The 14,611-nt window shown below is 66.6% G+C and carries 9 protein-coding genes; 7 read left to right on the plus strand and 2 right to left on the minus strand.

All coding sequences use genetic code 11. The annotated features are described in order from the left end of the window. The first annotated feature begins 14 nt into the window (after positions 1-14). From OHA42_RS27850 to OHA42_RS27860, 3 genes are read left to right on the plus strand one after another with little or no spacing between them, the layout of a single operon-like run. Positions 15-4,964 (plus strand): beta-ketoacyl synthase N-terminal-like domain-containing protein, encoded by a 4,950-nt coding sequence (locus tag OHA42_RS27850; protein ID WP_406230768.1) that lies wholly within the window; start codon positions 15-17, stop codon positions 4,962-4,964. Further along, entirely contained in the window at positions 4,961-5,959 is a 999-nt protein-coding gene (locus OHA42_RS27855; protein WP_406230769.1) for a hypothetical protein, read from the plus strand. The genes OHA42_RS27850 and OHA42_RS27855 overlap by 4 nt, the downstream gene beginning before the upstream one ends. Beyond that, positions 5,956-6,993, plus strand: a complete 1,038-nt coding sequence (locus OHA42_RS27860; RefSeq protein WP_406230770.1) for an SDR family oxidoreductase — start codon at positions 5,956-5,958, stop codon at positions 6,991-6,993. Before OHA42_RS27855 ends, OHA42_RS27860 begins: the two co-directional genes overlap by 4 nt. 696 nt (positions 6,994-7,689) lie before the next feature. On the opposite strand, the gene OHA42_RS27865 is transcribed toward OHA42_RS27860, so the two are convergent. Beyond that, positions 7,690-8,658 carry a serine/threonine-protein kinase gene (locus tag OHA42_RS27865; protein WP_406230771.1) on the minus strand — a complete coding sequence of 323 codons (969 nt, stop codon included), beginning with the start codon at positions 8,656-8,658 and terminating at the stop codon, positions 7,690-7,692. A gap of 248 nt (positions 8,659-8,906) precedes the next feature. Here OHA42_RS27865 and OHA42_RS27870 point away from each other — a divergent pair, with 248 nt between their 5' ends. The 4 genes from OHA42_RS27870 to OHA42_RS27885 all read left to right on the plus strand — a co-directional run bounded on the left by OHA42_RS27870 (position 8,907) and on the right by OHA42_RS27885 (position 12,699). Next, positions 8,907-9,209, plus strand: coding sequence for a hypothetical protein (locus OHA42_RS27870; protein WP_406230772.1), 303 nt, complete (start codon positions 8,907-8,909; stop codon positions 9,207-9,209). Positions 9,210-9,469: 260 nt separating this feature from the next. Then, positions 9,470-10,690 carry a transcriptional regulator gene (locus tag OHA42_RS27875; protein ID WP_406230773.1) on the plus strand — a complete coding sequence of 407 codons (1,221 nt, stop codon included), beginning with the start codon at positions 9,470-9,472 and terminating at the stop codon, positions 10,688-10,690. Between the two features lie 87 nt (positions 10,691-10,777). After that, on the plus strand, positions 10,778-12,295 hold the full coding sequence (locus OHA42_RS27880) for an aldehyde dehydrogenase family protein (RefSeq protein ID WP_406230774.1): 1,518 nt from the start codon (positions 10,778-10,780) through the stop codon (positions 12,293-12,295). Continuing rightward, positions 12,295-12,699 carry a DUF779 domain-containing protein gene (locus OHA42_RS27885; protein ID WP_406230775.1) on the plus strand — a complete coding sequence of 135 codons (405 nt, stop codon included), beginning with the start codon at positions 12,295-12,297 and terminating at the stop codon, positions 12,697-12,699. Before OHA42_RS27880 ends, OHA42_RS27885 begins: the two co-directional genes overlap by 1 nt. Before the next feature lie 113 nt (positions 12,700-12,812). On the opposite strand, the gene OHA42_RS27890 is transcribed toward OHA42_RS27885, so the two are convergent. Next, the gene (locus OHA42_RS27890) at positions 12,813-14,366 is read right to left on the minus strand and encodes a succinic semialdehyde dehydrogenase (protein WP_406230776.1); all 1,554 of its coding nucleotides are present in this window, start codon (positions 14,364-14,366) and stop codon (positions 12,813-12,815) included. Positions 14,367-14,611: the final 245 nt, after the last annotated feature.

Consider the following 14,611-nt stretch of genomic DNA (forward strand, 5'->3'; position numbering starts at 1 on the left):
TCTCGGAGGAACCAGTGACGACAGACCAGCCACGCATGCCTCCGATCGCGATCGTCGGCCTCGGCGCGATCCTGCCGGGCGCTGCCGATGTGGACGCGTTCTGGAGCAACGTTCTCGAGGGGCGCGACCTGATCACCGATGTGCCCGCGGACCGGTGGCTCATCGACGACCATTACGATCCCGATCCCGAGGCCCTCGACAAGACCTATTGCCGGCGTGGCGGTTTCGTGCCCGATATCGTATTCGACCCGATGCGATACGGGATACCGCCGAAGAATCTGTCATCGACCGACACCACGCAACTGCTGGCACTGGTGGTCGCCGATCAGGTGCTCTCCGACGTCACCGGTGGGGTGGACCGGATCGACGGCGAGCGGGCAGCGGTCATCATGGGCAGTGGGATGCTCAAGCTGGGTGGTGAAATCGGCGCCCGGCTGAGCCGCCCGATCCTGCGGAAAGTCTTGCGCGAGAACGACCTTGCCGACGCGGAGGTGCAGTCGATCTGCGATGCCGTCACCGGCCATACGACCGGGTTCGACGAGGCTGTACTGCCCGGGATCCTCTCGAATGTCGTCGCCGGCCGCATCGCTGCCGTCTTCGACCTGCACGGCACCAACTGCACCGTCGACGCGGCGTGCGCCAGTTCGCTGGCCGCGCTGGCCGCTGCCTGCGACGAACTCGCGCTGGGCAGAGCAGATCTGGTGCTCACCGGCGGTGTGGACACGATGAACGACCCGATGATGTTCGTGTCTTTCAGCAAGACCACCGCGCTGTCGAGGGCCGGTGTCAGCCGGCCATTCTCGGCCGATGCCGACGGGATTCTGCTGGGCGAGGGACTGGCAATGTGCGCACTGAAGCGACTCGCCGACGCCGAACGGGACGCGGATCAGATCTATGCGGTGATCACCGGCGTCGGGTCGTCGTCGGACGGCCGCGGCAGCTCCATTTACCACCCACAGGCCAGTGGCCAGGAGCGGGCGATCCGAAGGGCATACGTGGCAGCGGGATACGGACCGGAAACAGTCGGGCTGGTCGAGGCGCACGGCACCGGGACACCGGCCGGGGACAAGGCGGAAGTAGCGGCGTTACATGCGGTGTTCGGTGCGGCTGCGCCCGAAGCGCACGGGTGGTGCGCACTCGGGTCGGTCAAATCGCAGATCGGTCACACCAAGACGGCGGCGGGCGCGGTGGGTGTACTCAAAGCCGCACTGGCCCTGCATCATCGGGTGCTGCCGCCGACCATCAACGTCACCATGCCCGATCCCTCGCTCGGGCTGCACGAGGGGCCGTTCTATCTGAATACCGAGACCAGACCCTGGGTGCATCGGGCCGCACATCCGCGCCGAGCCGCGGTATCCAGCTTCGGGTTCGGCGGCACCAACTTCCACCTCACCCTCGAGGAGTACGTGCCCAGGACCGGCGCGATGCGGGCGCCACGCGCGCAGGCGCGCCCGAGCGAGTTGTTGCTGGTGTCGGCCGGTTCGGCAAACGAACTTCTCGCCCGCTGCACGGATCTGGCCGAGGAACTGGCGCAGTCGGCGACGGCCGAGCTGGTGCGTCGAGCTCAGCAACAGTTCAGGTCCGACGATCAGGTTCGGCTCGCGATCTGCGCGGGTCCCGCGGAATTGGCCGACCAGATCGCCGAGGCGATGAAACACGTACGGGCACAACCGGATACGGCATTCGATACGCCGTCGGGAACCTCCTACGCGGTGGGCGCACCCGAAACCGGTCGGCTCGCCTTCCTGTTCCCCGGCCAGGGTTCGCAGTACCCGGGCATGGGTGCGGAGGTGGCGGTGCATCTGCCCGCCGCGCACGACGTATGGGATCGACTGGCCGGCCCGGAGCTGGCGGCGGCCGTCTTCCCACGTCCGGTGTTCGGCGATGCGGAGCGGGACGCGCAACGCAGGCGCCTCGCCACCACGGAAGCGGCCCAACCTGCTTTGGCCGCAGCAAGTCTCGCCTTGCTGGCGGTGCTCGAAGTCTTCGGCGTGCGGCCGGATTGCGTCGCCGGGCACAGTCTCGGTGAGCTGACCGCCCTGCATGCCGCGGGCGTCCTCGACGCGCAGAGCCTGATGCGGCTGGCCGCTCGGCGCGGCGAATTGATGCGCGACGCGGACTCCGACGGTGGCGCGATGCTGGCTGTCGGCATGGCGTATGGCGAGGTGGCCGCGCTGATCACGGACCGCGATATGCGCGATCTGTGGATCGCCAACGACAACGCACCCGCCCAGGTGGTTGTCGCCGGATCCCGGGAGTCCATCGACAAATTGGAGATCGAGCTGCGTGGTGCGGTATCCACCACGCGTCTCGCGACGCCAGGGGCGTTCCACTGTCCACGCATGGCCTCGGCCAGTGCACCGATGCGCGAATTCCTGCGCGAGATACCGCTGCGGGCGCCGCTGCTCGACGTGTACCGCAATGTCGACGGCGAGCTGGCGCCCATCGAGCCGGACCGGCTGCGTGATTCACTGGTCGATCATGTGACCGATCCGGTCCGCTTCGCCACAATGATCTCCACCATGTATGACGACGGTGTCCGCACCTTTGTCGAGGTCGGACCGGGGTCGGTCTTGATGGGCCTGGTCGGCACCATCCTGGCCGACCGCCCGCATCAGCGAATCGCGCTGGATCGCAAGGGCGGCAGCGGGATCGCAACGCTCAGCGCAGCACTCGGCCGGCTGGCAACACTCGGCGTACCGATCACCTGTGATGCGCTGTGGGAAGAGCCTCGGCAGGGCCCGATCGGCGAGACCGGCATGCGGATCACCGTCAACGGCGGCAGCTTCGGCCGGCCATACCCTCCGGCCAACGGTGCGGCAGGTCTGACCGCGCCGAACCTCCACCACCCCGCCCAGCCAGCGACGCACCCGCGCGCAGTTCGCGACAACGCCGAACCCCCATCGTTCGACGCGGATCCCACGCTGGTGTGGTCACTGCTCGAAATCCAACGCCAGACCGCCCAAGCGCACGCCACATACCTCGCCACGGCGAAGAAAATACTTGCGGCACTGATGGTTACCGCAACCTCGGAGCCGAGCGTGCCCACGCCAGCGGTAGGCCCTATCCCGCCCGCGGCATCCCAGGCGCCGGTGGTCGGCGCACCGGCGGTGATCCACACCCAGACCGCTGCGCCGCTGCCGTCCACCCTGGTTACCCCGGCACCGGAGCTGGATCTGCCGCAAGCATCAGGTGCCTCGACCCCGACAACGTCCGAGGACCTGACGGCTGTGGTGCTGGGGGTGGTCGCCGACAAGACTGGTTACCCGGTGGACATGCTTGCCCCGCACATGGAGTTGGAAGGTGACCTCGGGCTCGATTCCATCACTCGGGCCCAGGTAGCCGCCGCGCTGGCGGCGCGATTTCCGATCCTGGAGCAGCGCGCTCAGCCGATGGACCTCGGCGCACTCCAGACGGTGCACGACATTGCGGCAGCACTGCGGGACCTCACCGCGCCACAGCTGCCGGTCGGTGCCGGGCCGGCGCTGCGCCGATGGCAAACCATCACAGTTCCCACCGCGGCCTCCGGTACGCCGATGGCCGGACTGGACTCCGGTCTGCTGATCGTCACCGACGACGGTAAAGGGATCGCAGCTCGGGTGGTCGCAGCGCTCACCGGACGCGGTTGCAGGGCGCGGATGAGCAATACCGTGCCCGAGAACGCAACCGGCGTGGTGTTCCTCGGTGGCCTCGCCGATATCACTACAGTGGACGACGCACTGGCGGTGCAACGGAATGCGTTCGGCGCGGCCCGCGCGCTGGCGTGCAATATTCGCCGGGGCGGAGTGGAAAACGCCACCGACACAACATTGTTCGTCACCGTCCAGGACACGGGCGGATCTTTCGGACCGTCTCGGGCTGATCCGGTGCGGGCCTGGCTGGGCGGGATCGCCGCTGCGGCGCGCACGGCGGCGGCGGAATGGACCTCCGCAGGTGTGAAGGCGATCGACTGCGCACGAGGCAGCTGTGACGCCGAGTCCATCGCGCAGGCGATCGTGACCGAATTATGGTGTGGTGGTGGCGATCTCGAGGTGGGTCTGGCCGCCGACGGCGCGCGCCATACCCTCGATCTGACCGAAACCTCCTGGCAGCCGGGGCCAGAACTCGATCTCGGGCCGGATGACGTGGTCGTGGTCAGCGGTGGCGGTCGCGGGATGACCGCACTGGCGGTTCGCGCGCTGGCGCACACCTACCGGTCCAAGTTCGTCCTGATCGGGCGCACGCCGCTGCGGGAGGATCCCGCTCTGGCACACGCACGGACCGAGGACGAGTTGCTACGCGTACTTGCCGGAGCGGGTATGCCACTCGCCGAAACGCGGGCGCAAGCGCTCACAGTGATTGCCGCACGGGAGATCCGCGAAACACTGGCCGCGCTGGATCAGGTGGGCGCACCGGCCCGCTATATCGAGCTCGACATCGGTGATCGCCCAGGCGTGGCAGCTGCGCTGGAGCCGATCCGCGCCGAATGGGGCCCGATCACCGGAGTGCTGCACGGGGCGGGAATCCTTGCGGGCGAACAGCTCCCCGACAAGTCCGACACCCAGTTCGAGCTGCGTTTCGGGACGAAGGTCGACGGGCTGCGCACGCTGCTCGACGCAACGAGCGGCGACCCGCTCCGGCTGCTGTGCGCGTTCTCGTCGGTGGCCGGGCGCTTCGGTTACGCGGGCCAATGCGATTACGCCATGGGCAACGAAACTCTGGACCAGGTGCTGGCGACCGAACAGGTGGCCCGGCCCGGTTGCCTGGCCCGTTCGATCCAGTGGGGGCCGTGGCAGCGCGGGATGGTCACGCCGTCGCTGCGCGATGGTTTACTTGCCGCAGGGATCGGATTGATCGATCCAACGGCCGGTACCGAGGCCTTTCTCGCCGAATTAGGTTATCCAGCAGCGGATCCCCGAGCATTGATCGTCGCGGACCCGGCGATTCTCGGGGTGCGATCCGCGGCGGAGGTGGTGCTGCGGTGAACGGCGAACCCGATGACGGTGAGTTCGCCGAGATGGCCCCCGCCCCGCGCCTACCATCGGCATCCCGCGTCGGCGCCACCCCGCACGAGAAGGTGCGGGCGGGACCGAACGGCACACTCGCCGATGCGATCGTGGAGTCGCACGCCACCACGACCGCCCTGCACGAGCGCTTCCTGCACAGCCAGGCGGACTTTCACGACACCCTGTGCCGCTGGCTGGAGCGCCCGCAGGCCCGTCCGCCGATCACCGAGCGGATCCTCGACCCCGCGGCGCTGCCCTGGCTGGCCGACCACTGCCCGGACGGGCGGGTCCCGGTGCTGCCCGGTACCGCGATCGCCGATCTCTTGGCCGGCGCCGCGGCAGCCCGAACTGGCTGCGCGGTAACAGGATTACGTGCGGTCACCTTCCGGGATCGGATCACCGTCGCCGAGCCGGTCGGACTGCGCACCGAAGTGGGCGGGCAGCCACGCGAACCCTTTGTCACATTGTCGGTCCGCCGCGCATCGCGGTACACCCCGGTCGCCACTGGATACGTGCTCTTCGACGCACACCTCCGTCCCGTGAGATTTGCCCCACTCGCGGATGCCCGCCCCGCCCCCGACCCCTACACGGCGGGGACGCTGTTCCACGGACCCTGCATGCGATATCTACAGTCGGTGCACGCCAACGCATTCGGCGCCTCCGGCGCTCTCGACTGCGGGCGTGGCAACGTCCCGCCCGGCACGCTGCACCACGGACTGCTCGATGCCGCGATGCACACCATCGCCGCACTGCCCGCAGCGGGAGACAGGTTCCTGTTTCCGTATCGGATGGACTCCTTGGCACTGTTCGGGGAACTGCCGACCACCGGCATCGTCGAGGTCGAGGCCCGTGCCGCCGGACAGCACGACCAACTGGATCTTCCGGTCTTCGACCTCCAGTTATGCTGTGGGCCAACAGTTCTCGCGGCTTTGCGGATGGTTTTCACTGGCGCTGGCCCAAGGGGCCGGGAATGACCGGGCGGACGATTCTGGTCACCGGCGGGTCCGGTGTCGTGGGCTCGCCGTTGCTGCGCACGCTGGACGTGCGCGGGCACCGGGTGATCGCGCTGGTGCACCACAAACCAGCCGGGTCCGAATCGGTTCGGGGCGATATCACGCGGCCCTGGCTCGGGCTCGATCCGCGCGAGTACCGCGACCTCGCGGCGTGCGTCGAGGTCGTCGTGCACTGCGCGGCCTCGGTGAACTTCGGGGCTGCGGCGAAGACGCTGCACAAATTGAATGTTTCTGGTGTCGGCCATGTTTTACGATTCGTCTCCGACTCCGGTGCCCGATTGGTGCACACATCAACCGCCTATATCGGCCACGCGGACGACAAGTCGGTCGCCCTCGGCGCCTACGCGGCCTCCAAACGCCGCGGTGAAATTCTGGTTCGCGAGTCCGGGCTGCCTGCGGCGATCGCCAGGATCTCGACGGTGATCGGAGATTCCGCAACCGGAAACATCGCCCGGCTGCAGGCCTTTCACCACATCCTCGGCGCGGCAATGGCGGGCCTGGTGCCCTTCGTGCCCAGCACGCCGGGCATGCGGGCCGATCTGATGCCCGCCGATCTCGCCGCCGCCGCCCTCGCCGCGCTGGCCGACGAGCCACCAGCCGGCGACGTCTACTGGATCACCGCGGGTCCCGCGGCACCGACCTTCGAACGGATCATCGACCTCGTCTTCGATGTCGCGGCGCGGCGCTATCGTGCCGACGACACCAAACCGAAGGTCTACCTGAAGGCGTTCAAACCCCGCATCGTCGCGCCCGACACCTACCGGCAGCTGCTGGCCATGCTGCGCGCCAACGCCAACCCAAAAGTCAACATGGGCAGCCTGGCCGATCTGGACCGCCTGATCGCCGCCCACCAGACCGAGCGCCTCCTCCCAACCTCACTCGTCGAAATCGCCGGAACCCACTCTCCCCCAACGGCATCTGACATCGAAAACGCCTTGATCTCCACCTGCAACCACCTGGCCGGCTTTCCGTCCGACTACTGGAATGACCACTGACCGGGCACTAGCGCGCACCATCATCCCGCGCCTGCGCCGAGGAGCAGGATCCTCGGCCTCCTACGTGATTGAAGGTCAATGTCTCTCGGACATCGTGTTGGGCCGATGATCGTTCGGTACGATCGCGCTGTCCGTTCCGCACGAACGTGGCGAGCGCTCCCGCTGGCGAGCTGCGGTCGCCAACTAAGTCCGGACGCGCTGAGCTCCGACTGTCCGGAGATAGGTGGCGGCTAGAGGCAGGCGAGCAACTTCGACGTGGTGAACGATGTTTCTTCGCGTCCCGCGGGTACAAGAACGCGGCTGTGCGCCGCCCGGACGGCTTGCTGCCGTTTCAGTCCGAGGGTCGGGTCCCATTGATCCCATCAACGCGGTCAAGACCCCGTCGTAGATGGCGTCCCAGCCGAAACGCTGGATCAGGCGCAGGTGCTGCCGCTGTGCGGTGACGATCTCGGGGCAGCGCCACAGCATCGGGCCGTAGCGCTCGGTATCGGGTGGGCCGATCCAATACTGGTGGCGGCCGCAGACGTACCGGTGGTGCAGCAGGATCCGCCACACCTCTCCTCCTTGGTGGCGGGGCCTCGCAGCACGGGCAGCTTCGTTGTGGAATATGCCGGAGCAGCGGCCAGTGCGCTGTCGAGGCCCGCAGTTCCGGCAGTGCGCCTACCAGGTTGGGCTAGCTCGATGAGGGTTCTCCGGTCACATGTCGGAACCCGCCCGTGCATCATTTGTCTCCCCTTGTTTCCGTCTGAATGTGATATTCAGCAAAGGCGATCTGGTGAATGCCGCATTGAGACGGTTCAGTAAGGGAAGGCGAGGGCGTGGATCGATGCCGTGCAGTGCCTCGGTGAGCAAGCGGATGGGTTCGCTGCATACGGCGTAGCGCGCATCAGGGTCTTTTGCGAGGGACCGGTGCAGGATCGCGTCGATCTCGGGCGGCATCCAGCGTTGGCGCTTGGAGATTTCGGGAGGTGGGTCGTGTAGGTGAGCCTCTGCGGTAGCCATGAGGTTCGCGCGGGGGAACGGCGGGCGGCCGGTGAGCAGCTCGATGGCCGAGCAGGCCAGCGCGTACTGGTCCGTCGCGGGGGACACAGTGCCCGCCCGCAGCAGTTCCGGCGCGGCATACGGAACCGATACGACCACGAAACCGTTAGTGGCCAAGGGTGGCTCGGGCCGGTGCAGCCATCGGGCCTGATCGAAGTCCGAGATCTTCACCCTCGCGGGCTCGTCCACGCCGACCAACACGTTCGCCGGTTTGATGTCGAGATGGACCATCTCGTTGCCATGCGCGAAATCCAATCCTGCCGCGACATGGGAGAGCACATGCAGCACGCGCCGCAGATCAGGCCGTTGGTGCGGCATCCGCACCAACGGCGACGCCGTCGCGCCCGCCACGTACTCTCGCGCCGACCAGAGCCTGCCGTCGGATTCACCGTGTGTGTACAGCCGCACGATGTTGGGGTGCCGCAGCGCGGACAAGATGTCGAACTCGTGCACAAATCGCGCACGCGCCTCGGGTGACCGGCTGTCGTCCCGCCCCAGAATCTTCAGTGATACGGGTCGTGATCGTTCCGGATCCTCGGCCAGGTACACCTCGCTGCTGCCGCCATGGCCAAGCCTGGCCTTCACAACGAATCCCGCAAACTGGTCACCTGGCTCGAGTGCCACCGGCTCACCATAGTTGGCCGACGCCCGCCATCGACAAGAGTTACCACCCTCGCTGTTGGGAAGGCAGCGCCGGGTCCCGATGCCTCCGGGAGCGGAGCCGCTACCAAGTCGGTCGTATACATCGGGGCGACCGCCGGGCGCGCGATCGCGTCGTTCGGATCATCTCTCCCGGATTCGACGAGTCACCCCCGCCGGCACGGCGCTGGTGCTATCACGGAGGAGACGGTTCATCGCGTGAGGAGGCCGACATGGACGTCCGGTTCATCTCCGACGACGGTGTGCGTGCCTATCCGGCGACCGACCTGAAGAGATTGCTCGACCGGCCTGACGGACTGGTCTGGGTGGACGTCCCGACCTGGGACGATGAGGCCGCCCACGCATTGACCAACATCTTCGGATTTCATCCCCTCGCCATCCGGGACTCGAGGCATGAACGTGATCGTGAACGAACGAACCCAATGGATCTGGCTAGCCCTGGCCCTGCTCGTGATGCTCGCGATATCGACGGCCCTGCTCATCTGGGCGAAACGCAAAGGCTGGTTCTGACCTGAGTGCGGGCGCTGGCAGTACGACCCGGCCCCGGCGAGTTCAGGGGTCTCGCTACGTGGGGTCACGGTGTAGTCGGACTCGACCCACGACGATCGCCATCAACCTCGCCATTCGACCCCAAGAATGTTCTATGTAGGGAACTTTCGCCGCAGCACCGGTCATCAGCAGACAGCCTGCACACATCGAACTCTCCCGTATCCGCAACGCATACGCCAGAATGAGAGAGCGAATGTGAGCTCTCAATCGACGGCGGGGTTTCGAGGTGGCACTGTTCCGCACCCTCACTCAGCAGCGGGCAGAACTGGAAAAGGAATGGACCCGCTGGGCGACGGCGCCGACCGCGGCGGCTGACATCTCCGCGAAAACCAGCCTGCTCCGCGCTGAAGTCGCGCAATCCTGGCAGCGCTCGTTGCATACCGTCGACCCGGGCCGCACGGGCGCGCCCGGCCTCGACGATGTCGGCGATCGCTGGGCGGAATCCGCCTTGCGCGCACCGATCACCGAACTGTCAGGCCAACTGCGCAGCATCACCGAGGAAGCGGGCTACGTTGCGGCGGTCACCGACGAATCGTGCACCGTCCTGTGGTCCTGCGGTGACCGCACGGTCCGGCGGCAAGCTGAACAGGTGAACTTTGCCCCGGGCGGTGCCTGGGACGAAAGCCATATGGGCACCAACGGTTTATCGCTCGCCCTCCACCACGACCGCCCCACCGCCGTGTTCTCGGCCGAACACCTGGTCGCCGCGCTGCACGGCTGGGTCTGTTACGCCGCGCCGATCCACGCGCCCGACGGCAGACAGGTCGGCGCGCTCGACCTCGCCAGCTCGTGGAGCCGCTCGCATCCTGCGGTCATGACCTCGGTGCGTGCCCTCGTCACCGCCGTGGAGACCATGCTGCGCGCGGCCGCGCCCACCCCGACACCGGGTGTTCGTCTCGAATGCCTCGGCGCCGCAAAGCTTTTACGCGAGGGCAGACCGGTCCCGCTACCGCCACGCCAACTGGAAATCCTGGCTCTGCTCGCACTGGAGCCCGACGGTTTCACCCCCGAGCAACTGCACGCCGCGGTCTACGGCGACCGCCAGGTGTCCGCCAACACGCTCAAAGCCGATGTCTCGCACCTGCGCCGGACCACCGGTGGCGAGATCACCAACCGCAGGTACATGCTCACCGGCGCGGTGTCCTGCGACGCGGTCGAGCTGCTCGCGGCCATCGCGGCGGGGGATGCTCCCTCGGCGCTGTGGCTCTATCGCGGACCGCTGCTGCCCGGCTCGGACACACCGGGCGTGGTGGAGTGGCGCACGTATCTGGACGTAGGTGTGCGCACGGTGGTGCTGGCGAGCGATCGCGCCGAGCATGCGGTGGCGCTCGGAGAACGCGTCCCCGACGACATCGAAGTGCACGAGCACGCGCTGCGGCTGCTGTCTGCCGACGACGTACGGCGTGCCGTGGTTACCGCGCGCCTTCACACCGCATTGCACACCTAGCGTCCGCGGTTCGACGCCACCAACCTCGCACCAACCTTCGCGGGTCATAGTGGCCTCTCAGAGGAAGATTCCGCGAGGAGCACTGAAATGATCTACGCCAAACCGGGGTCCGGTACCAGCATCGTCAGTTACGCCGTCCGCTATGACAACTTCATCGGTGGCGACTGGGCTGCTCCCATCGAGGGACGGTATTTCGACAATCCCTCCCCCGTCGACGGCGAGATCTTCTGCGCGGTGGCCCGGTCGACCGCCGCCGATATCGATATGGCCCTGGAAGCCGCACACCACGCTGCCGAAGGCTGGGCCGCCACCTCCGTCACCGAGCGCGCCAATATTCTCAACCGGATCGCCGACCGGATCGAAAACAGCATCGAACCGCTCGCGGTCGCCGAATCCTGGGACAACGGCAAGCCGGTCCGCGAAACCCTCGCCGCCGACCTGCCTTTGGCGGTCGACCACTTCCGCTACTTCGCGGGTGCCATTCGCGCACAAGAGGGCAGCATCGCCGAGATCGACGCCGACACCATCGCCTATCACTTCCACGAGCCGCTCGGCGTGGTCGGGCAGATCATTCCGTGGAACTTTCCGATCCTGATGGCGGCATGGAAGCTGGCGCCCGCTCTGGCCGCGGGCAACTGTGTGGTGCTCAAACCGGCCGAGCAAACACCGGCGTCGCTGCTCTTGGTGGTCGAGCTCATCGCCGATCTGTTGCCGCCCGGTGTGCTCAACGTGGTCAACGGTTTCGGCGTCGAGGCGGGCAAGCCGCTCGCCGCGAGTCCGCGGGTGGCGAAGGTTGCCTTCACCGGCGAAACCACCACCGGCAGGCTGATCATGCAGTACGCCAGCGAGAACATCATTCCGGTCAGTCTGGAGCTGGGTGGCAAGAGCCCCAACATCTTTCTGCCCGATGTGATGGCCGCCGACGACGAATTCCTCGACAAGGCCGTCGAAGGCTTCGTGATGTTCGCGCTCAACCAGGGCGAAGTGTGCACGTGCCCGTCCCGAGCGCTGATCCACTCCTCGATCTACGACGAATTCCTGGCCCGCTGCATCGAACGCACCCAAGCCATCAAGGGCGGCAACCCACTCGACGACACCACCATGATCGGAGCCCAAGCCAGCAACGACCAATACGAAAAGATCCTGTCCTACATCGACATCGGCAGGCAGGAAGGCGCCCGCGTGCTCACCGGAGGAGAAGCACGTAAGGTGGACGGACTGCCCGGCGGGTACTACATCCAGCCGACGATCTTCGAGGGCAACAACACCATGCGGATCTTCCAGGAGGAGATCTTCGGACCGGTGGTCTCGGTGACCCGGTTCGACACCGTCGAGGAAGCAGTGCGCATCGCCAACGACACTCTCTATGGACTCGGCGCCGGTGTATGGACCAAGGACATCACTACCGCATACCGGATGGGCCGAGCGATAAAGGCAGGACGAGTATGGACCAACTGCTTCCACGCATACCCAGCGCACGCCGCGTTCGGCGGCTACAAAAAGTCCGGAATCGGACGCGAGAACCACAAAATGATGCTCGATCACTACCAGCAGACCAAGAACCTGCTGGTCAGTTATACGCCGACCAAGCTCGGGCTCTTCTGATGCAAGGCCGGATCCATCGCGTCGCCATCACCGATCGGGCACGAATCGTGTTGCGGCGGTTGATCGAACAGAACGGCCCGGTGCTGTTCCATCAGTCGGGCGGTTGCTGCGACGGCAGCTCACCGATGTGCTTCCCGGTCCGCGAATTCCGCATCGGCGGCGCCGACGTCCTGCTCGGCCGACTGCCGTGGCACACCGAATTCTGGATCAGCGGTGACCAATACGAGCTGTGGAAGCACACCCATCTCACCGTGGATGTGGTCAGCGGCCGCGGCAGCGGGTTCTCCCTCGAAGCACCGAACGGCGTGCGCTTCATCGTCCGATCCCGGCTGCTCACCGACAAAGAATCCGCTGTGCTGGCCGCCGGGCCGCCGCCGCACACCGGAGCCGACCGCATGACCTGACACCACAGGGACGGGTGACGGTCCGGGGATCCGCAGCCCTTGGCCGGCACCGCACGGCCTCGTCGTCCCGGTGTGTGCACCGGGACGACGAGGTGCGGTCCGCTACGACCTCGCTAGCGGCCCGGCAGGAACCGGAAGCTGCGCGCGAGCGTCATCAGCAATCGCTGCCACTTGTCCTGCGAGATCACCGGGGGCGCATCCAGGTTCATGAACCGGGTGACGACCACGGTCTGCGCCTCGGTGAACTTCAGCAGCCCGTCCGGGCCGTGCCTGCGACCGACTCCCGAGATGCCCATGCCACCCATCGGCGCCGCGGTGGTGCCCCAGGCAGGCGCGTATCCCTCGTCGACGCACACGGTGCCCGCATGCAGTTGCCGGGCGATCTGCTCGCCGTCGCTCTTGCTCGCCGCCCACACGCTCGCGTTGAGGCCGTACTCGGTATCGTTGGCCAGTCGGACGGCCTCGTCCACGGTGTCGACCGGGTATATCGAGACCAGCGGGCCGAAAGTCTCGTCGCGGCCGCATTCCATCTCGTCGGTCACCTCGGCGAGCACCGTCGGTTCGAAGAATAGCGGGCCGAGATCCGGACGTGCTTTGCCGCCGGCGAGCACCTTCGCTCCTTTGGAGGTGGCGTCTGCGACATGCTTGGTCACGGTCTCCAGCTGCGCTTCGGAGATCAGGCTGCCGATATCGGCCGAATAGTCGTAGGCGGCACCGAGTTCGGCGGCCTGCACCGCAGCGACGAACTTCGTGGTGAATTCCGTGGCAACCGAGCGCTCGACATACAGTCGCTCGATCGAGATGCACAGCTGTCCGGCGTTGGAGAAGCAGGCCCGCACCGCCGCCTTGGCGGCTTTGTCCAGCTTCGCGCCCTTGGTGACGATCATCGGGTTCTTGCCGCCCAGTTCCGCGGAGAAACCGATCAGCCTGCGCCCGCACTGCTCGGCGAGTGAACGGCCGGTCGCCGAGGAGCCGGTGAACATCAGATAGTCGCAGGCCTCGACGATCGCGGTGCCGACAACAGTGCCCGGACCGGTCACCACCGCGAGCAGATCGCGCGGCAGCCCGGCCTGATACAGCAATTCCGCGCTTGCCAAGGACGAGAACGGCGTTTGACTGTCGGGCTTCACAACAACGGCGTTACCGGCGAGCAGCGCGGGGACCGAGTCGCCGATGGACAGCAGCATCGGATAATTCCACGGCGCGATGACACCGACAACGCCCTTGGGCTGGGTGTGCACCGATGCCCGATTGAGCACGGGGAAAGCGCCGGGCACCGAATGTGGTTCGAGTAGCCCCGGCGCCGTCTTCGCGAAGTACCGCGCGGCGAACATCAGGCCCATGATCTCTTCTTGAGCAGCCCACCGCGCCTTACCGGTCTCGGCCTGCACCACGTCCATGAGGAACTCGCGGTGCTCGACCACCAATTCCCGATACCGCTCCAGCACGGCGGCGCGTTCCTCGGCCGATCGTGCGGCCCACCGTGCCTGCGCCGCTCGTGCCCGGTCGAATGCGGCGGTCACGTCCTCAGCGGTGCCCACCGGCACCGTGCCGAGCGGCTTACCGGTGAAGGTCTCGACGATCGTCTTGGTCGAACGGGCCTCGGGGCTATCGATCGCCGCCAGGGCGCTCAGACGAGCGAAAACTTCGGCTTCCGGCGTGGGCATCGTTGCCTCCTACTTGTGAGTAACCGCAGATTACACACAATCTACGCCGCCGCCCGCCCACGCCGCACCCACTCGACCCGGTTCGGCTGCTGATGTCGCCGACTCGGCGGAATGCACAGGCACCACACCTGCATGGCGACCGGTCCGAACTGCCGCAGGCTCCGAATAGCCGATGAGCACCGCAGAAGCCAAGGCGTCCACTGGAATTCATCACCTCGACGTTGTCCGATCAGATCAGAGCTTCG

It is taken from the genome of Nocardia sp. NBC_01009 (assembly GCF_045208035.1).
Classification (GTDB): Bacteria; Actinomycetota; Actinomycetes; order Mycobacteriales; family Mycobacteriaceae; genus Nocardia.